This window comes from Streptococcus sp. CSL10205-OR2, from assembly GCF_025660655.1.
GTDB lineage: Bacteria > Bacillota > Bacilli > Lactobacillales > Streptococcaceae > Streptococcus.
Map to the genome: position 1 here is coordinate 1 of NZ_JAOTIN010000006.1, position 18,810 is coordinate 18,810.

An 18,810-nucleotide genomic window follows, 5' to 3' on the forward strand; every position below is an offset into this window, starting at 1 on the left:
GGCAATAAGGGTGTTTTGTGGTAGAATAGTTAATGGACATGTTCATCTTTCCTTTATACTGTGTTTTGCGACTTTAGTATAACAGATGAATATGTCTTTTTTGTTGCACTTCATTTTACAACTGGGCGAAATAAGAAAAATCACCTATAAGGTGATTTTTTTGATGGAACAAAGTTTTAATAATAAAATATTACAAAACGTTACAGAAACATTACATAATTATTTGAATTAGATGACAAAGAGGTGTATAATAATGATAGAAAAAAGATTAGGAGATTTATCATGAAAAAAACAGGTATTATTTTTAGTGTAATCTTAGGATTAATTATTTTAGTCGTTTTTACTCTCTTTTTGTTAACACCCTCTAAAACAAAGAAACAAGAGGCAAAAAAAGTGACTGATAACACCGTTCAGACAACTAAACAAAAGGATAAAGCATCAAAAGTGACAACAAAAGAGTCTAAGACTACTAATAAAGAAACGAATTTAGACACTGAAAAAAATCCTGTGACAATAAAAGAAGAAGCAAAAGTAGAAAACCCAACTAATACAGATAAAAGTCTTTCTAATATTAATTTAGAAGCTATTTCAAATGGTGATTTTTCAAGTATTGCAGGAACTTGGGAAAATTATAGTGGTCAAGCTATTATCTTTGATAACAAGGGTGTAGTGGCAATCATATATTATAATGATGATGGTAAGAAAATTGTTAATGATACTTACGACATTCAAATTTCTAGAATAGAAAATAATATATTAAAAGCTGGTATTTATTCAAGAGAGTCACTGATAGGAGGGGCTAGTTTAGCCATTGTTCCTACTGGCACAAAGACATCTGGTGAAAAACTTATTTATGAACAGGATGCTATTCTCATTGGTCAAAGTAGTAAGGCTGAGTATGAGCCTTATTACAAAGTCTCTGATGATACCACAGCTCCTGAATCAGTGGTGACGATTGAGGAGTTTGATCAAGAAGACGAATAAAAAAGTTAAAGTCGTTTATTCCCTCATTATTAGACTCTTTCTGAAAGTATTTTGTTATAATACGATTAAAGAAGTCAGATGAAAGGAGAAAAGAAATGACAATCTTGTTGCTTAGAAAAAAAGAAGATGTCAGATCAGAAGCGCCCTTAGATGTGATTATTAATGGTCAGTCTGTAGAGGAATTCAAAGAATATCATCGCAAACAATCTTATGAGTTACCTGCAAAAGAGGTAACACTACAAGTTAGAGATTTTAAAACAGGTTTAAAAAGTTCTACCATTACGGTTTTTGATGGGGAAACCATTAAAATAAAAGAAAGTTTTTATTTAAAATATAATTGGCTATTCATGCTACTGATGTTTTTGATGCTATATTATCCTTTTGCTAGTGTTGCGCAAAACCTAGCTTTTCCAATCAGACTTTTTTGTGGTTTACTTTTGGTTATTCTTGCTTATGTCATTGATATCTTTTTAAAGAAATTTCCTCATTATAGTTTTGAAAAAATAGAGAATCAATAACATAGTAATTGTCTTTATAATCATAATCAAAGTTAATTATTTATTTTTGTTAATAAAAAGTTACAAAATATTACTAAAATGTTACAAAATTATTTGCATTAGATGACAAATAGGTATATAATAACGGTATAAAAGATATTAAGGAGATCAATTATGAAAAAATCACGTCTTTTATTAGCATCCGTTATTATGTTAGGATTGCTATCCAGTGTTTTATTCATTTTTTTAACTCGTAGCAATCAAAAAGAATCATTATCAAACTCTTTTAATCATAGTGTGAAACAAACGACAAAAACAAGCTCAACAGATAATAAAAAAATTAAAACTAGTCCATCTGAGGTGAAAAACAATTTTGACAAACCAAAAGAAACAGTCAATGAAAATGCTAAACAAGTCCCTCAAGAAAATAGTGTGGCTCAAACCACAACAAGCGTTTTTCCAGAAGCCTTATTAGGCCAGTGGGAAATAAATGATCCTTTCTTAAACTATATCGTCACCTTTAATCCTGATGGGACTGTGACTAGGGAATTTGATGGCAAGGTTTACACGACCAAAATTGATAAGTTGATTTCATTGGGAAATCAGTTATATCGCTATGAAATCGCTTCTGGTACTGATACTACAGCACTTCATTATTCTGGATACGGCGGTCATTACGTTAAATATGATATTGGTATCTTAATTGATGGTGATGCGATTTACCCTCAAGTATGGTCAGTTAGAGCTGATAAAGAGTTTGATTATGCACCAAGTTATTATATGAAGGCAACAAGACCAAACAAAACACCTTCTTTAAAAGATGATACAGTAATAGACACAGATTTATTAGAAAAAACTAGTTTAACAGCAGAAAAAACGATTAGCTGGATAAAAACATTATACTTGTCAGAAATCGTTGATAATAGCGCTTTTGAAGAAAATTATTTAAATTCATTCTATGAAGGGGATGACGGTCTAGTTTACGTGGACATACGTCAAAATGATGATTCAGCTTCTAACAGTGATTCATTGACTGGTCTTTATAGAATTAATGATTCAGATTATCTAGAAAAAAAAGATGATACTTCTGGGACATGGCAAGTCATCAGCAAAACCTATTTTGAATAGTAACAAGACATAAGGCTAGAGAGAAAATATCTAGCCTTTTTAGTATGATATAATAAAGAAGAATGGTAATTATCATCTTTCATTTTTTAACAGGGAGGGGAAAATGGCAATAACACTTACTAGAAAAAAGATGAGTCTGACTATTATAGATACAGCATTTAAAATCTATATAGATGGTGATATTGTCGCAAAGGTTTACGAAGAGGAAACCGTAACAATCCTCCTTACTAAGTCACAAGCAACCCTGACAGTCAAGCCATTTCTTGCGAGAAAAGTTTCTATTAATGTTACAGATGGTGATGATTTAGTTTTGGTCGCCAATCGTTTTAATCGAATGGTTTACCGATCTTTAATTTTTTATTCGATTATTGTTATATTATCTTTTTTTGTCCCAAAACCTAATTTTATTTCAATTATTTTGTTAGTCCTTTTGTTATCAGCTTTTTTATTTCCTGTTTTTGAAATTAAAAAAATAGAAGCCCTTGAAGAATCATAAAAACTTCTTCTCATTTAATGAAATAAAGTCACTTTTTATTTTAATATCATTTAGTAATAATGTAAAATAGTATTTAAATAATTAAGAAAAGGAGACTATCGTGGCAATAACACTGACTCGAAAAAAAATTCAACTGACTAATAATGATATAGCATTTAAAGTTTATCTAGATGGTGATATTGTCGCAAAGATTTATGAAGAGGAAACCGTAACAATTCCCCTTTCTAAATCACAAGCAATCCTGACAGTCAAACCATTTCTTGCGAGAAAAGTTTCTATTAATGTTACAGATGGTGATGATCTAGTTTTGGTCGCCAATCATTTTAATCAATTTGTTTTTCGATATTTTCGATTTTATTGGATGTTTTTAATATTATCTATTTTTATTCCAATACCTAAATTTATTTTAACTATTTTTATTCTGATGTTATTATCCGCTTTTTTATTCCCTATTTTTGATATTAAAAAAATAGAAGCCTCTCAAGAAAATAATCCTATCAAAATAGAGTAAGACAGTTGTCTTACTCTATTTTTTATGCTTTTATTTTTTAGAAAAGCTACGTTTAAGATTTTTAATAAAGCCTAAGTCATCTGTTTGAAGAATGAGACCTGAGTAGGATTTACCAATATAAATAATTAATCCGACAACAGAAGCTAGTAATATTATTAAGGAAATAATACTTTCAGTTGTTGTTGCATAGCCATTGATTAATCTAATCGGCATGAAGAATGAAGATAAAAATGGAATATAAGAACCAATCTTTAAAAGAATGTGATCATAACCTTGTTGTCCTAAAGATAATGCCCCAAAAAATCCTAAGATAACAAGATAAATGGCAGGTTGGACAGCTTTTGAAGCATCTTCAACACGGACAATAAGAGAGCCACAAAGTGCTGCTAATATTACGTAAATAAAGATACCCAACACAACAAATAAAATCGTACTCCAATCAAGATGTTCAAAAACACTTGATAGCAGTGGTTGAATCGATGCCACCATTTCCTTGGTGCCAGAAAATTGAGATAAGCCAAGAAAGCTAAGGTAACCACCTAGAGCGTAAATACCAACGTGAGTGACAATAACGCCTAAAAATCCAATGATACGTCCATAAAAATAAAGGTCTGCAGGAATACTAGAAAAGATAACTTCCATAATTTTGGTTCCTTTTTCATTGGCAATTTCTTGAGCAGTCGTACTAGCATAGGTAATAATGATAATATACATCAGCATGACTAGTCCAAAAAAGGCAATTTGTTTACCACTATTTTCAAGTTGTGCCCCTTCTTTAATGTCTTCTTGTAATTGTGGTTCAGTTGCTAAAAGAGACATTTGTTCCTGTGATAGCTGGGCAGACAAGGTATTTCTAGTTTGCTGAAAACTATTTAAAAGTTGTGTGACAAACCCTTTGTCATAGTCAGATAAGGGATTATCACCGTGATAAACGGCTTTCAATTGTGTTTCACTTGTGTCAACCTCTAAATAGCCAGCAATTTCTTCCTCATCAAGTGCTTTTTGTGCTTTCTGAGTGTCTGGGTAGTCATTACTATAATCTAGTTGACTCATAAAAGCTTCTTCAATCAATTTATCTTCAGTAACAATAGCAACCTGAGTGCCTCTCATCGCAGTACTAGCACCGATATACCCCATGACTGAGGAAAAGAAAATAAAGATAAATGGTGAAATCACCATGAAAAAGAAGGCCCAGGATTTGACTTGTCTAAAATAAGATTCTTTGGCAACTAATAGTAACTGTTTCATAGTGCAACCCCCGATTTCATTTTAAAGATTTCATCAATAGTAGGGGCTTGTTGGTCAAATGTTGTGACATATTGACCATTTGTGATTAATTGGAATAATTCTTGTCCTGCTTTTTCGTCATCTAAGACTAAACGCCAAGTTCCTTGATTAGTGTGATTAACAGAGACAACATGTGGTAATTCTTCCAGTTTCTTTTTATCAAGTTCATCTGAAACAAAGAGACGTGTTTTACCAAATTGATTTCGAATAGCTTGTATACTACCGTTTAAAACAAGACGTCCTTCACTAATCATAATGAGTTCATCACATAGTTCTTCAACATTCGTCATGACATGATCAGAAAAGATAATACTGGCACCACGTTTTTTCTCTTCAAGAATAACTTTTTTAAGTAATGCTGTATTGACCGGATCAAGCCCTGAAAAAGGTTCGTCTAGGATGATGAAGTCTGGTTCATGAATTAAGGTGATAATCAATTGAATTTTTTGTTGATTCCCTTTTGAGAGACTCTTAATTTTATCCGTTAATTTTCCTTTAACCTCTAAACGCTCCATCCACACAGGTAATTTTTTAGCAATGTCTTTTGTCGACATTCCTTTTAAAGTCGCCAGATAACGCACTTGTTCAAAAACTGTTAGCTTGGGCATAAGACTTCTTTCTTCTGGCAGATAGCCAATGTGTTTATAATCTTTTGTCGACAAGGCATGATTTTCCAAAAGGATATTGCCCTCATAAGTGACAAAATTTAAAATGGAATGAAAGAGTGTTGTTTTCCCTGATCCATTTTTACCAATCAAACCACAAATGCTACCAGAAGGGATATCAAACGAGATATCTTTTAAAACCTGGTTGTCACCGTAGCTTTTTGATAACCGTGAAATAGTAATCATTTCTAATCCTCCTAACCATTACTAAAAAAATTTTCTTGTTAGTCATTAAAACTAACATAAAATGTATAGCTCGCTTTACAAAATAAGTATAGTTCACTTTACATTTTTTGTCAAGAAATTTAGTATTTTTTTTATTTGCATATTCCCATTTGATTTAGTTTTTGTTAAAATAGTTTTATTAAAAAAGAATATAAAACTGTTAACTTATTTATGCTGTGAATTGGCGCAGCGTCTCTACAAGACACCGTAATGTCTAACAATAAGTGGGCTTTGAGCTTGCTGAGATTTTTCATTAACCAATGAAACTCAAAAAGACTGATAACTCTTATAGAGATTATCAGATCTTGGCAAGCTCTTTTTTTATCTAAAAAGGAGAAGCAATGAAATTATTAGAAGAGCGTATTTTAAAAGATGGTCACGTCATCGGAGAAGGGATTTTAAAAGTGGATAGCTTTTTAACCCATCAAGTTGACTATGAGCTCATGCAAGAAATCGGTAAGTGTTTTGCTAAGCATTATGAGACTTCTGGCATCACAAAAGTAGTGACCATTGAGGCCTCAGGTATTGTACCTGCTATATACACCGCTCAAGCACTTGGTGTTCCAATGATTTTTGCTAAAAAAGCTAAGAATATTACTATGAATGAGGGTGTTTTAACAGCTGAAGTTTTCTCATTCACCAAACAAGTTAAAAGCACAGTGTCAATAGCTAGTAAGTTTTTGAATGCTGATGACGTTGTTTTAGTTGTTGATGACTTCTTAGCCCATGGTCAAGCTGCAAAAGGTTTACTTGATATTATTGGTCAGACAGGAGCAAAAGTAGCAGGTGTTGGAATTGTCATTGAAAAATCTTTTCAAGACGGTCGTTCTTTACTAGAGAATTTGGGAGTTCCAGTGACGTCTTTAGCTCGCATCAAAGCTTTTGAAAATGGTAAAGTTATTTTTGGGGAGGCAGATATTTAAGATGGAATTAAACGAACAAAAACACTCACAAGCAGCTATTTTAGGATTGCAACATCTCTTAGCTATGTATGCAGGTTCAATTTTAGTGCCGATTATGATTGCTAGTGCTCTTGGCTATTCTTCTGAGCAACTGACTTATCTCATCTCAACTGACATCTTTATGTGTGGGGTTGCAACTTTTTTACAATTGCAGTTAAGAAAACAGTTCGGTGTGGGTCTACCGGTTGTTTTGGGTTGTGCCTTTCAATCCGTTGCACCACTATCAATTATCGGTGCAAAACAAGGAACGGGCTATATGTTTGGAGCCCTCATTGTTTCAGGGATTTATGTGATTCTTGTGGCAGGTATTTTCTCAAAAATTGCTAATTTCTTTCCACCAATTGTCACTGGCTCTGTTATAACAACGATTGGTTTGACTTTAATTCCAGTTGCGATGGGTAACATGGGTGATAATTCTCCTCAACCAACTGCTCAATCAATGATTTTGGCTTTAGTGACAATTGCTATTATTTTAGTGATAAATACCTTTGCTAAAGGGTTTATCAAATCCATTTCCATTTTAATCGGTTTAATTGGTGGAACAATCATTGCAGCTTTTATGGGAATTGTTGATGCTTCTGTAGTAGGACAAGCCCCTTTCATTCATGTGCCGCAACCCTTTTACTTTGGGGCACCTCAGTTTGAAATCACCTCAATCATTATGATGTGTATTATTGCTACGGTTTCAATGGTTGAATCAACAGGTGTTTACCTGGCCCTTTCTGATTTAACTAATGATAAGTTAGACAGTCAACGTTTAAGAAATGGTTACCGTTCTGAAGGATTCGCTGTTTTACTTGGAGGTATTTTTAATACCTTCCCTTACACAGGCTTTTCACAAAATGTAGGCTTAGTTCAACTATCAGGCATCAAAACGAGACGTCCTATCTATTACACAGCTCTCTTTCTAGTCATTTTAGGTCTTGTTCCTAAGTTTGGAGCGATGGCACAAATGATTCCAAGCCCAGTCTTGGGTGGTGCTATGCTAGTTTTATTTGGTATGGTTGCCCTACAAGGGATGCAGATGCTAAATGCAGTTGACTTTAAAAACAATGAAAATAACTTTATTATCGCTGCGGTATCCATTGCAGCAGGTGTTGGCTTTAACGGGACAAATATCTTCCATAGCTTACCCAATACACTTCAAATGTTTTTAACCAATGGGATTGTTATCGTTACAATTTTTGCAGTCGTTTTAAATCTTATCTTAAATGGTAAACAGTCAAAATAATGCTATCTTTCGTCTAAGAAAGCTTTTCACATCGGAAAAGCTTTTTTTGTTGGTTTACCACTTTCTTTTTTGTTAGTTTCTATAGCCGTTTTAATAACCATTATCATTGTTAAACATCATCAAAACAGAAAGTGGTAAAAAAAGAACAAAATCTGACAATAAGTATAGAAAAAAATGAGATAATATGTTAATATAACAATGATAAAACGCTTACAGTGATTATTGTTTTATTAGAAAGTAAAAATAGAATGCCAATAATATTTTAGGGAGGTAGTTATGGCGTATCACAGACAAAACAAGGGTGAGAAAAAATATCATTTTTCCATACGTAAAACATCTATCGGGGTTGGATCAGTTGTTGTTGGGATGTTATTTTTTGGCGTATCACCTGTTACAGTTTTAGCAGAAGCTAATCAAGAAACAGTAGTAACGACTACTGATGTGACAGCTGATCAAGCAATAAGTTCTGGGACTGAAACTATTGCTAAACAAGAAAACAGCCAAGTAGAAGCAACAACTAATGTTGAGCTTAATGAAGAAAATGCTATTGAAGCACCGATCATACCAACAGCCACTACAGATAATAATGCTTCAGAAGAGGCTGTGGCAACCGATGTCGAAGTAGCTCCTGATGGTACAGTAGCCTTAGAAAATCAATACACAGCGACACCAGATTTCTCAAAAGAAGAGGTTGATACAGCGGTTACTGATCAAGCCTATCTTGAAAAAGAGTATGTCATTTATCCTACACCTCAAAAAATAACATATGGTGATGGCATTTTACGTCTTGATCAAGGTGTTCATTTGGTGGTTGGTCAAGATGTTGACATCTACACCAGTAATCGTGCGAAAGAAATTCTTCAAGCCAACCAGATTTCTTATACCACATCAAGTACACTAGAGACAACAACACCAAATATCTTATTGGGTATTCGAGGAAAAGACACTTTAGCCAGTCAACACCAAGCTTCGTCACAAATTGATGCCGCTTTATTTGATAAAATCGATGCTTACTCCATTGTGATTAAAGACAATGCCATTTCAGTCCTTGGTAAAGATACAGATGCTGTGTTTTATGGTTTAACCAGTTTGAAACACATGCTAAAAGATAGTGATGTGCCTGTGCTTCGTGAACTCGTTGTTGAAGATTATGCTGATATTAAAAATCGTAGCTTCATTGAAGGCTATTATGGTAATCCATGGTCAAATGAAGATAGAGCAGAATTGATGCGCTATGGTGGCGACCTTAAAATGACACAATATGTCTTTGCGCCAAAAGACGATCCTTATCATAATAGCAAGTGGAGAGAACTTTATCCAGATGATAAGCTAGAAGAAATCAAAATGTTAGCGCGTGTAGGGAATCAATCGAAAACACGTTATGTATGGACCATCCATCCTTTCATGTCAAACCCAGTTCGTTTTGATAAAGATACACAAGGCAACTATCGTTTCTACGAGGATGATTTAAATATTATCAAGGCTAAATTCACACAATTATTAGATGTTGGTGTTCGTGAATTTGGTATTTTAGCTGACGATGCAGCCACTCCAGTTGGAGGCGCAGCAAGTTATAACAAATTAATGACTGATTTAACGCAGTGGTTAACTGAAAAACAAACAGAGTATGCCGGCTTAAGAAAAGAAATGATTTTTGTTCCTCATGAATATTGGGGAAATGGAACAGAAGCTGAATTACGAGCTTTAAATAGCGGTTTACCAGAAACCTCATCGTTAACTTTGACTGGTGGACGTATCTGGGGACAAGTAACCAATCAGTTCCTTAATAATTTAAAAACAAACCTATCAGCAAACGGTGCCACTTACCGTCCTGTTCAACTCTGGATTAACTGGCCAACAACAGATAACTCGAAACAACATCTCATTTTAGGTGGTGGTGAGCAATTCTTACAACCTAATGTTGATCCAAGTCTTATTGCTGGGATTATGTTAAACCCAATGCAACAATCAGAACCTTCTAAAATTGCATTATTCTCAGCAGCAGAATACACATGGAAACTCTGGAAGTCAGTGGCACAAGCAAAAAGTGTTAATGACATGGCCTTTAATTTTGCTGAAAACGGCACTTTTAAAGAATCAGAAACAGCTAATGCCTTTAGAGAATTAGGAAAACACATGATTAACCAAAATATGGATACTCGTGTTGTTAAACTAGAAGAGTCTATTGAACTAGCACCAAAACTCACACGTTTCATCACCAAATTAAAAGCTGGCGAAGATATTTCAGCAGAAAGAGATGAATTGCGCCAAGAGTTCACCAAGCTAAAAACTGCTGCTGAAACATATAAAGCTAATGGCTATAGTCGTATGAAAGATCAGATTATCTATTGGTTAGATAATACTATCGATCAAATGAATGCCTTAGATAAATTGCTGACAGCTACCCAATACATTAAAACAGACAATACAACTCAACTTTGGGAAAATTATAAGTCAGGTTTAGATTTTTATAACACCTCAAAAACTCATCGCTTCTGGTATGTTAGTGGTTACCAAAATGCAGAACTAGGTGTTCAACATATTAGACCATTTATTTTGACACTTTTAGATGAATTATCAAAAGAAGTCGAAAATTCATTAGATCCTAGTCAAGTGCAACAATCATTTATGACAAATCGTGCGATTGCAAGTGGTGACCTCAATAGTATTTTAGATGGTGATTTGTCTACTAAGATTCTCAGCACAACACCAAATAGTATTGCTGTTGGTGATTATGTTGGCCTTGAATTTAGTAAAGCTCAAGCAATCAACTCTCTTATCTTTGCGATGGGAACAAAAGAAAATCTGCGTGATACCTTTAGTCAAGCTAAAGTAGAGTATCTTAATGAAGCAGATGAATGGGTTCAAATTGAAAAAGAAGGACTTGTTGGTAATGAAGCCCTTATCCAATTGGAAGGTCTAGATATCACTGCAAAAGCAGTACGCTTAATCGCCACTGCCGCTAAAGGAAATACATGGTTAGGTGTTCGTGAGATTGCTGTTAATCGTCCATTAGAAGCTAATAAAAATAATAGTGATTTAGCATTAACAGTAACCCACAGCAATAATCTTGTCTATAAACTTGGAAGAAACCAAAATAATATTTTAGATAATGATCCAAACACCGAAGCAATGCTTGCCAATGCCAATAATCAAGATAATACACCTCAAGGTGCATGGGTCCAAGTAAGTGTTGAAAATCCAACAGAAATCACCAAAGTAACAATTACTCAAGGGCAAGGTGACAAGATTGCTAGAGGAGTGATTGAGTACTCTGATGATTTTGTGACCTGGCATAAACTAAGAGATGTTAATGGTGAGAGAAAAATTGAAATAAACACTGGCATTGTTGCGAAAGCTATTCGCATCACTAATCATCAGGCTATGAACAAGTGGTGGCGTATCTCACAATTTATGCTAGAAAGTCATTCAGGAACTCTTGACTATACTGATACCAACGTTGAGTCATTAAAAAATAGCAAAACTTATGTAGAAGACAATCAATACAAACTGATTCTTGAAGGAGCACATCAACTAGCTTCTGGTGACTATATTGGTTTACGTTTAGAACGTCTTCATGAATTGCAAGACATTGCCTTAGAAACATCTGGCGGTGAAACGATTAATACGCCGTTAAGTCTTCTTTATTCACCAAACAATGTTGAGTGGTTTACTAAAGATCAAATCGCAGATCACAATCTAGTCAGATACCTTCGTCTCGTCAACCAAACAAATGAGACACAATCACTTGAAGATTACCACTTGATTTTAGAAACAGTTGAAGTTTTGCCTAATAGTTTAGAATCTACCACAATGGGAATTAATAGCTATTATGGGGCAAATGATGTTCGTAATATCAATAATCTATCAGATCTTTTTGACGGTAAGTTAGATCGCCATGTGGAATTCAGTGATTTCCAAAGACGTGACGGTGAGGTTGTTATCAAACTTGGAACAACAAGAAATATCAAGAAGATAAGAGGCTACATCCAAGATGGTACTCAAAACTACTTGCGTGATGGTAAAATTCAAGTTAGTGAAGATGGTACTAACTGGACTGATGTGGTAACGGTTGGTGATGGTGTCACAAATCCTACTCGAGATAGTTCACTTGATGATGGCTGGACACATGATTCAGAAAATCCTGGAAATCGTTTCATCGAAGGAACTCTTGCATCACCTGTGGCAGCTAATTATTTGAGAATTCTCTTCACAGCTGATTATTTACAACGTTTCATGGCATTTACTGAACTTGTGATAAACGATGGTGAATTTGTTAAGACAGTTAATGATCCAACGGTTGAAACAAAAAATATTGAAACAAGAGCGTCGCTAGCTAATCACATTGTTGATGGCAAAATTTTGACGACCTATCAGTTAGATAACGAAGCAGGTAAGTTAGTCTATCATCTTTCTGAAAATACAAATCACAACCATATCACTATTTTGTCAACAGCGACTTCTCAAGCACCAATAAGAGTACGTGCTAGAGTTGCTGAAAATAGTGAAAACTATGATCAAAATGTTGCAAGTCGCTGGATAAATCTAGATAATCTTCAGTCAAGCTTTAGCAAAGTGATACTTCCAAGTAGTGTTAAACACCTGCTTGATTTAGAATTATCATGGGACAACCATCCTGTTGAAATTTATGAAGTGAAGACTTACTATGATGACATTACTAATGATCGTCTTGTTAAAAATGGTAAGGGAGTCTTTGCAGAAGAATTACCAGAATTTATGGGTAAACTGGAGGAAAAAGTTCCAGATAGAGCACCAAGCTATGAATTACCAGAGTCAGATTTTGTTCCTGAAACAAAAGTTCCAGACACAGCACCAAGTTATGAGTTGCCAGAGTCAGACTTTGTCCCAGAAACTAAGGTGCCAGACACAGCACCAAGCTATGAGTTACCTGAGTCAGATTTTGTCTTAGAAACTAAAGTGCCAAAAACTGCTCCTACTACTGAAGATTTGCCAAGCATTGTTTTTGAAACAGGAAAAGGGACAAGTCATCAATTAGAAGAAGTGACCTTCTTAGAAGAAGCAAAAGAAATTGTTGATTTGAAAACAGGGGTTCGTATTCAGCTGGAAAAAGGTGAACTTTCTCTGATTACAGGTGCTAATGTGGCACATAAAGAAACCTTGGACAAAGAAACGCCTCAAGTTCTTAAAGGATTAGACTATGATCTCTATGATATTGAATTAACAGATGATTCTGGACAAGTCATTAGTCCCCTAAAAAATAGTCTTGTCATTTTACCAATAGACGCAGGAAAAGAAGTTGCTCAAGTCATTTATCTACCAAACAGTGATCAGGCCGAAGCATTAGAATTTGCACCGACAACATTTATCGATGAAAAAGGACAAACTCAGTTTGGAATTATCTTTGTGGCTAAGCATTTTAGTGATTATGGAGTGGTTTATAAAACTCTTCCAAACACAAAAGAGCCATCATCTGAAAAAGGTGCCACTAATGAGCAGGCAATGACAAAAGAGCAAACCAAACAAATGTCTTATGGTTCTTCTTCTGACTCAAGAAAAGAATTACCAAAAACAGGCGATTCTAATGTGACAAGTGTTGTAGGTGGTTTAGCTTTATTATCAGCTCTAAGCTTGTACGGATATGGTAAAAAGAAAAGAGAAATCGACTAATTTTTAATAAAGGACAATTGTTGGTTTATCTGTAGAAGAAACAGCTTAAAAAGAGGGAATTATTTATTTCCTCTTTTTTATTTGCGAGTTCGTTTAAAGCAAGTATTATCAAGCTCAAAGAAAAGATATAATTAAAAATTATAGTCCTATTAAAATAAAATAGTCTAAAAGAGATTGTTTTTTCTACTCTTTATCTATATAATCATAATTAGAAATATGGTTTTATTAATAATAGGACAATTTTATGCTGTTAGAAAAACTAATATGACTACTATAAATAGAACAATTCATTGAATAGTCTGACTAGTCGGCTAATTAAAAAGAATTGTTAATTATTGTTATCAAGGTTGTTAACTACTATTAAGCAATTTAATAGTAAGAAATGAATTCATAAGGAGGCAAAAATGAAACTGATTTTATTTAGCGCAAGAGAAGATGAAAAGGTTGCACTAGAAACCTATCAAGAAATGCACCCAGATATTGAACTGGATATCTATACAGAAGCAATTGATGAAAACACCATGTCTTATATTAAAAAAGGTTACGATGGGTTAATTGCTTCACAAGTTAAAGCTATCCCTGAAAAAGCTTATCATTTGATGAAAGAATCAGGCGTTAAAGTATTTGCTACTCGTTCAGCTGGCTTTGACATGTACAATCTTAAATTATTAAAAGAATTGGGCATTCGTTTTACTAGAGTACCTGTTTATTCTCCATTTGCCATTGCTGAATTTGCTTTTACCAGCGCGATGTATTTTTCACGTGATTTCGATATTATTCATAGAAATGTTCAAGAAGGTGATTTTCGTTGGCAAAATTCTATCACTAGTACTGAAATTCGCCATAAAACAGTTGGAATTGTTGGAACAGGTAATATTGGTCGCCGTGCAGCCAAGTTATTTAAAGAGGCTGGGGCCACTGTTATAGGCTACGATCTTTATCCAAATAAAGCATTAGAAGATATTTTGACTTATGTGTCGACTGTTGAAGAATTAGTTGAGAAATCGGATATTATTTCCTTGCATGCTCCAGCAACTGAAGAAAACTATCATTTGTTTAATGCTGATTTATTGAAACATGCCAAGAAAAATCTTATTTTGGTTAATGCGGCGCGAGGTAGTCTAGTTGATACAAAAGCTCTCTTAGATGCTCTTGACAATAATCAAATTCGTGCAGCTGCTATTGATACCTATGAACATGAAGGACCATTCGTTAATCGCAAAGTGTCTTTAGATGAAGTGACTGATGAACTCTTCTTGAGACTCCTCAAACATCCTAAAGTTCTTTATTCTCCACATGTAGCCTTTCACACACACACAGCTATTGAAAATTTAGTTCATATCGCTATTGATGGTGCTAAAGGCATTCTTCTTGGTGAAGAAGTCAAAGAAGAATTGAAACTGGACTAATTTTAAAACATCGGTAGATATCTACCGATGTTTTTTATTGTTTGGGTAAAACTTAATAAAATACATTGAAAATAGTAGTGATAAAATGACAGAAAAAAAGAAGTAGGATATAATGAGAGGAAGATTATTTTGAGGAGTTTTACATGTTTGAACGATTAAAACTATGGTACTACAACCATAAAGCTTGGATATATAACACACAGTATATTTTATACTCTATTGTCTTGGTCAACATTGTGATGTTGGTTGATTTAGGGTATTTTGATGTCAAAGATTATATTCCTTCCATCTTTTACACAAAAGTGTCTCTTGCAAAAACGATTCTAGCAACACTTGCAGGTGCACAATTGACCATCACAACCTTTACTTTTTCTACCATTTTATCTGTCATGTCTAACTACATGTCCAATTTTTCACCGCGCGTGGTTGAAAATTTTGTAGATACTAAAATCACGATGAAAGTGTTAGGCATTTTCTTTGGTGGGTTCTTCTACAGTATCACAGCACTAGTCTTTATGCGCGATGTTTTAGAGGATCAACAAGTCATTGCGGGCTTTGTGTCAGTGGTTTATGCCATTGTTTCTATGATTTATTTCATCATTTTTGTTCAAAATGTTATCAGAAGTTCAAAAAGTGAAAATCTTTTATCCGATATTTACACTGTGACTTTATCCGTTATCGAAAAAGAACTCGATAAACGAGAAGAATATCAAGGCTTCTTTAGTGATATTGAAACACAAGCCATTCAACTATATCCTAATGCTAACGGTTTTTTAAGTGTTATCAACTTTGGTGAAATCTCTGATTTACTAAAAGACCATAATGCAGAGCTCATTGTTGATTGTAAGATTGGAGATTTTATCAATGAAGAAAAACCTCTTGCTCATATTAATAAGGCTGAAAGCACCACTTTTGATGATGATTTAATGTCAAAAATTGCTGATTGCTTTATCTTATCTGAAAATAAAGTTTATGAAAACGACTATAGACACGGTATTGATAAAATAGAAGAAATTGCTGTTCGAGCGCTATCACCAGGTGTTAATGACCCAAACACTGCTATTCAGTGTATTCATAAGATAAGTCTCTTATTAGTGCCAATATCAAAAACAGTCAACAATCATATCATCGTTCAAGAAAATGCTAATGCTAAAATCGCCTACACGGCTTATACATTTGAAGAAGATCTTTATCATTCCTTTAATCAAATTATAAACTATGGTAAAGAAGATATTGATGTCATGTATACAGTTTTAGAAGGACTTGAGACACTTTATTATTCTGCCGTTGCAGCCAATAAAAAGGCTGTTCTTGATCTGGTCAAAGATATGTATGAACATATTATCCCCAAACCAAGTGGTCAACTTAATAAAGAGCGATTAGATTATATCTATCAAAGAATTTTAACGAAAAGTCAAGAAATAGCAGAAGCTTAATTTCATTTCTATTGAATAGCAATGAAAACTATCCCAAATTGTTACTAGTTAGGTAGGAACAGTCTATGAAAATTGTGTTTGCCTCCGATTCTTTTAAAGGGTCTTTATCCTCTGAAAAAATTTCAGAATTATTAGAAGAAGTCACTCCAAAAGTGTTTCCTCACGCACAGATGGTCTCTCTTGCAGTTGCTGATGGGGGAGAAGGAACAATGTCTGTTCTTGTTAAAGCATTAGATGGTAGGGAAAGAAAAATTATTACAGAAAATCCCTTAGGACAACCAATAGAGGCAAGTTATGGACTGCTGTCTAATCAAACTGCCATTATCGAAATGGCAAGAGCGTCAGGATTGCCCTTAATAAATAATGAGGAGCGTCATCCTATGAAAACCAGTTCTTATGGAACAGGACTGTTAATACGTGATGCACTTGACAATAAGGTTAATCATATCCTAATCGCTTTAGGTGGTAGTGCCACAAATGATGGTGGTATGGGAGCTATGTCAGCTCTAGGTTTTCGTTTTTTTGATAAAAATGGTCATCAGCTAAAAGGATCTGGACAAGACTTGTGGCAAGTTAGTGAGATTGATGTCTCTCATGCTCATCAAAGATTAAAAGAAGTCACTATAACGATTTTATCAGACGTCACCAATCCACTTCTAGGTGATAAGGGTGCCACTTATACCTATAGTAAACAAAAAGGTGCAACCAGTAGCATGCAGGAATTATTAGAAGCAGGAATGACTCATTTTGCTAAAATAGTTGAAAAAAAGACCAATAAACAACTAAAAAATAAACCAGGTGCAGGTGCTGCTGGAGGACTTGCCTTTTCACTCATGGCATTTCTTAATGCAGAAATAGCCTCAGGCATTGATACGATTTTAGATATCTTATCTTTTGATAATCTGATTAAAGATGCTGACCTCATCATCACTGGTGAAGGAAGATTAGACAACCAATCTTCTTTAGGAAAAGTTGTTTCTGGTGTTGCTAAAAGAGGACAAAAACAAGGAATCCCTGTTGTTGCTATTGTTGGTGGCTTATCAGAGGATTATGAAACTATTTATGATGACGGCTTATCAAGTATTATAACAACAATAAATAAAATAATGCCTCTTGAAGTTGCTCTAAAAAGCAGTGAACAACTGTATCAAGATGCGGCTTATCGTATGTTATGTGCCATTAAAGTTGGGATGACTATTAGTCAAAAAAATAAGAACTAGAACTTATCATAAGTTCTTTCATTGCTATCATTTTTAGTTTAGTGTAAAATAATAATCAAAAGGAAAAAGGAGTCCAATATGATTTTAATAACAGGAAGTAGGGGACAATTAGGAACTGAATTACGTCACCTACTAGATGAGAGAAATGTTGATTATGTTGCTGCAGATGTTAGTGAAATGGATATTACTAACGAAGAACAAGTAGAGTCCGTTTTTGCTCGAGTAAAACCAACACTAGTCTATCATTGTGCGGCCTATACAGCTGTTGATGCAGCTGAAGACGAGGGAAAAGAATTAGACTATGCTATTAATGTGACAGGAACAGAAATTATTGCAAAGGCTTCTGAAAAATATGGCGCAACCCTTGTTTATATTTCAACAGACTATGTTTTTGATGGTGACAAACCATTAGGAGAAGAATGGCTAGAAACAGATACACCAAATCCAAAAACAGAGTACGGTCGTACTAAACGTCTTGGAGAAGAAGCCGTCGAAAAATTCTCAAGCCAATACTATATTATTAGAACAGCTTGGGTTTTTGGTAACTACGGTAAAAACTTTGTCTTTACGATGCAAGACCTCGCCAAAAAACATTCTCGCTTAACAGTAGTTAACGACCAATTTGGACGTCCAACTTGGACAAGAACACTTGCAGAATTCATGACATATCTAACGGATAATAGAAAAGCATTTGGCTATTATCATTTATCAAATGATGCTGATAAAGAAACGTCATGGTATGATTTTGCTGTCGAAATCTTAAAAGAGACAGACGTTGAAATAGTACCAGTAGACTCTAGCCAATTCCCAGCAAAAGCTAAACGTCCATTCAACTCAACGATGAGCTTAGAAAAAACAAAAGCAACAGGTTTTGTTATTCCTAGTTGGCAAGATGCTTTAAAAGAATTTTATCGCCAAGAAAAAAAATAAAAATACTAACAAAAACAGGCTTTTGCCTGTTTTTTTCTAATCGCCAAAGAAATGAAAATATGATATAATAAAATGATTGTATTGTATAGAATGAGGTTAATTACTTTAATTTTAAAAATCCACATAAATTTTTATAGAAATTTATATACAATACAAATATAATCTTTAATACACAGTCAA

General features: G+C 34.2%; 14 protein-coding genes and 1 riboswitch. Of the genes, 12 read left to right on the forward strand and 2 right to left on the reverse strand.

Features of this window, described 5'->3' with window-relative positions; genetic code table 11:
* The first annotated feature begins 282 nt into the window (after positions 1–282).
* The 5 genes from N7659_RS04165 (at position 283) to N7659_RS04185 (ending at position 3,616) form a co-directional block, all read left to right on the forward strand.
* Positions 283–984, forward strand: coding sequence for a DUF6287 domain-containing protein (locus N7659_RS04165; protein WP_263275971.1), 702 nt, complete (start codon positions 283–285; stop codon positions 982–984).
* A gap of 95 nt (positions 985–1,079) precedes the next feature.
* On the forward strand, positions 1,080–1,502 hold the full coding sequence (locus tag N7659_RS04170) for a hypothetical protein (protein ID WP_263275972.1): 423 nt from the start codon (positions 1,080–1,082) through the stop codon (positions 1,500–1,502).
* A gap of 153 nt (positions 1,503–1,655) precedes the next feature.
* Positions 1,656–2,609: a hypothetical protein gene (locus tag N7659_RS04175; protein ID WP_263275973.1), complete on the forward strand. Its 954-nt coding sequence runs from the start codon at positions 1,656–1,658 to the stop codon at positions 2,607–2,609.
* 103 nt (positions 2,610–2,712) lie between these two features.
* Positions 2,713–3,105, forward strand: a complete 393-nt coding sequence (locus tag N7659_RS04180) for a hypothetical protein (RefSeq protein WP_263275974.1) — start codon at positions 2,713–2,715, stop codon at positions 3,103–3,105.
* A 100-nt stretch (positions 3,106–3,205) separates the two neighbouring features.
* The gene (locus N7659_RS04185; protein ID WP_263275975.1) at positions 3,206–3,616 is read left to right on the forward strand and encodes a hypothetical protein; all 411 of its coding nucleotides are present in this window, start codon (positions 3,206–3,208) and stop codon (positions 3,614–3,616) included.
* A 30-nt stretch (positions 3,617–3,646) separates the two neighbouring features.
* On the opposite strand, the gene N7659_RS04190 is transcribed toward N7659_RS04185, so the two are convergent.
* The gene (locus tag N7659_RS04190) at positions 3,647–4,864 is read right to left on the reverse strand and encodes an ABC transporter permease (RefSeq protein ID WP_263275976.1); all 1,218 of its coding nucleotides are present in this window, start codon (positions 4,862–4,864) and stop codon (positions 3,647–3,649) included.
* Complete coding sequence (locus N7659_RS04195; protein WP_263275977.1) at positions 4,861–5,754, reverse strand: ABC transporter ATP-binding protein; 894 nt, start codon at positions 5,752–5,754, stop codon at positions 4,861–4,863. The genes N7659_RS04190 and N7659_RS04195 overlap by 4 nt, the downstream gene beginning before the upstream one ends.
* Positions 5,755–5,938: 184 nt before the next feature.
* Positions 5,939–6,034: riboswitch (purine riboswitch) on the forward strand.
* 100 nt (positions 6,035–6,134) lie between these two features.
* Here N7659_RS04195 and N7659_RS04200 point away from each other — a divergent pair.
* The 7 genes from N7659_RS04200 to rfbD all read left to right on the forward strand — a co-directional run bounded on the left by N7659_RS04200 (position 6,135) and on the right by rfbD (position 18,630).
* Positions 6,135–6,716 (forward strand): xanthine phosphoribosyltransferase, encoded by a 582-nt coding sequence (locus tag N7659_RS04200; protein WP_263275978.1) that lies wholly within the window; start codon positions 6,135–6,137, stop codon positions 6,714–6,716.
* 1 nt (position 6,717) lies between these two features.
* A complete protein-coding gene (locus tag N7659_RS04205; RefSeq protein ID WP_263275979.1) occupies positions 6,718–7,986 on the forward strand; it encodes a nucleobase:cation symporter-2 family protein in 1,269 nt (422 codons plus the stop codon).
* A gap of 276 nt (positions 7,987–8,262) precedes the next feature.
* Entirely contained in the window at positions 8,263–13,635 is a 5,373-nt protein-coding gene (locus tag N7659_RS04210) for a beta-N-acetylglucosaminidase domain-containing protein (RefSeq protein WP_263275980.1), read from the forward strand.
* A gap of 404 nt (positions 13,636–14,039) precedes the next feature.
* Positions 14,040–15,044 (forward strand): D-2-hydroxyacid dehydrogenase, encoded by a 1,005-nt coding sequence (locus N7659_RS04215; protein WP_263275981.1) that lies wholly within the window; start codon positions 14,040–14,042, stop codon positions 15,042–15,044.
* 143 nt (positions 15,045–15,187) lie between these two features.
* A complete protein-coding gene (locus N7659_RS04220; protein WP_263275982.1) occupies positions 15,188–16,480 on the forward strand; it encodes a DUF2254 domain-containing protein in 1,293 nt (430 codons plus the stop codon).
* A 65-nt stretch (positions 16,481–16,545) separates the two neighbouring features.
* Positions 16,546–17,700 (forward strand): glycerate kinase, encoded by a 1,155-nt coding sequence (locus tag N7659_RS04225; RefSeq protein WP_263275983.1) that lies wholly within the window; start codon positions 16,546–16,548, stop codon positions 17,698–17,700.
* Positions 17,701–17,778: 78 nt separating this feature from the next.
* Positions 17,779–18,630, forward strand: a complete 852-nt coding sequence (gene rfbD, locus N7659_RS04230; protein ID WP_263275984.1) for a dTDP-4-dehydrorhamnose reductase — start codon at positions 17,779–17,781, stop codon at positions 18,628–18,630.
* Positions 18,631–18,810 lie beyond the last annotated feature (180 nt).

Coding starts and splice junctions, on each gene's coding strand:
- N7659_RS04165 (WP_263275971.1), top strand. CDS start 283: ATGAAAAAAACAGGTATTATTTTTAGTGTAATCTTAGGATTAATTATT.
- N7659_RS04170 (WP_263275972.1), top strand. CDS start 1,080: ATGACAATCTTGTTGCTTAGAAAAAAAGAAGATGTCAGATCAGAAGCG.
- N7659_RS04175 (WP_263275973.1), top strand. CDS start 1,656: ATGAAAAAATCACGTCTTTTATTAGCATCCGTTATTATGTTAGGATTG.
- N7659_RS04180 (WP_263275974.1), top strand. CDS start 2,713: ATGGCAATAACACTTACTAGAAAAAAGATGAGTCTGACTATTATAGAT.
- N7659_RS04190 (WP_263275976.1), bottom strand. CDS start 4,864: ATGAAACAGTTACTATTAGTTGCCAAAGAATCTTATTTTAGACAAGTC.
- N7659_RS04195 (WP_263275977.1), bottom strand. CDS start 5,754: ATGATTACTATTTCACGGTTATCAAAAAGCTACGGTGACAACCAGGTT.
- N7659_RS04200 (WP_263275978.1), top strand. CDS start 6,135: ATGAAATTATTAGAAGAGCGTATTTTAAAAGATGGTCACGTCATCGGA.
- N7659_RS04205 (WP_263275979.1), top strand. CDS start 6,718: ATGGAATTAAACGAACAAAAACACTCACAAGCAGCTATTTTAGGATTG.
- N7659_RS04210 (WP_263275980.1), top strand. CDS start 8,263: ATGGCGTATCACAGACAAAACAAGGGTGAGAAAAAATATCATTTTTCC.
- N7659_RS04215 (WP_263275981.1), top strand. CDS start 14,040: ATGAAACTGATTTTATTTAGCGCAAGAGAAGATGAAAAGGTTGCACTA.
- N7659_RS04220 (WP_263275982.1), top strand. CDS start 15,188: ATGTTTGAACGATTAAAACTATGGTACTACAACCATAAAGCTTGGATA.
- N7659_RS04225 (WP_263275983.1), top strand. CDS start 16,546: ATGAAAATTGTGTTTGCCTCCGATTCTTTTAAAGGGTCTTTATCCTCT.
- rfbD (WP_263275984.1), top strand. CDS start 17,779: ATGATTTTAATAACAGGAAGTAGGGGACAATTAGGAACTGAATTACGT.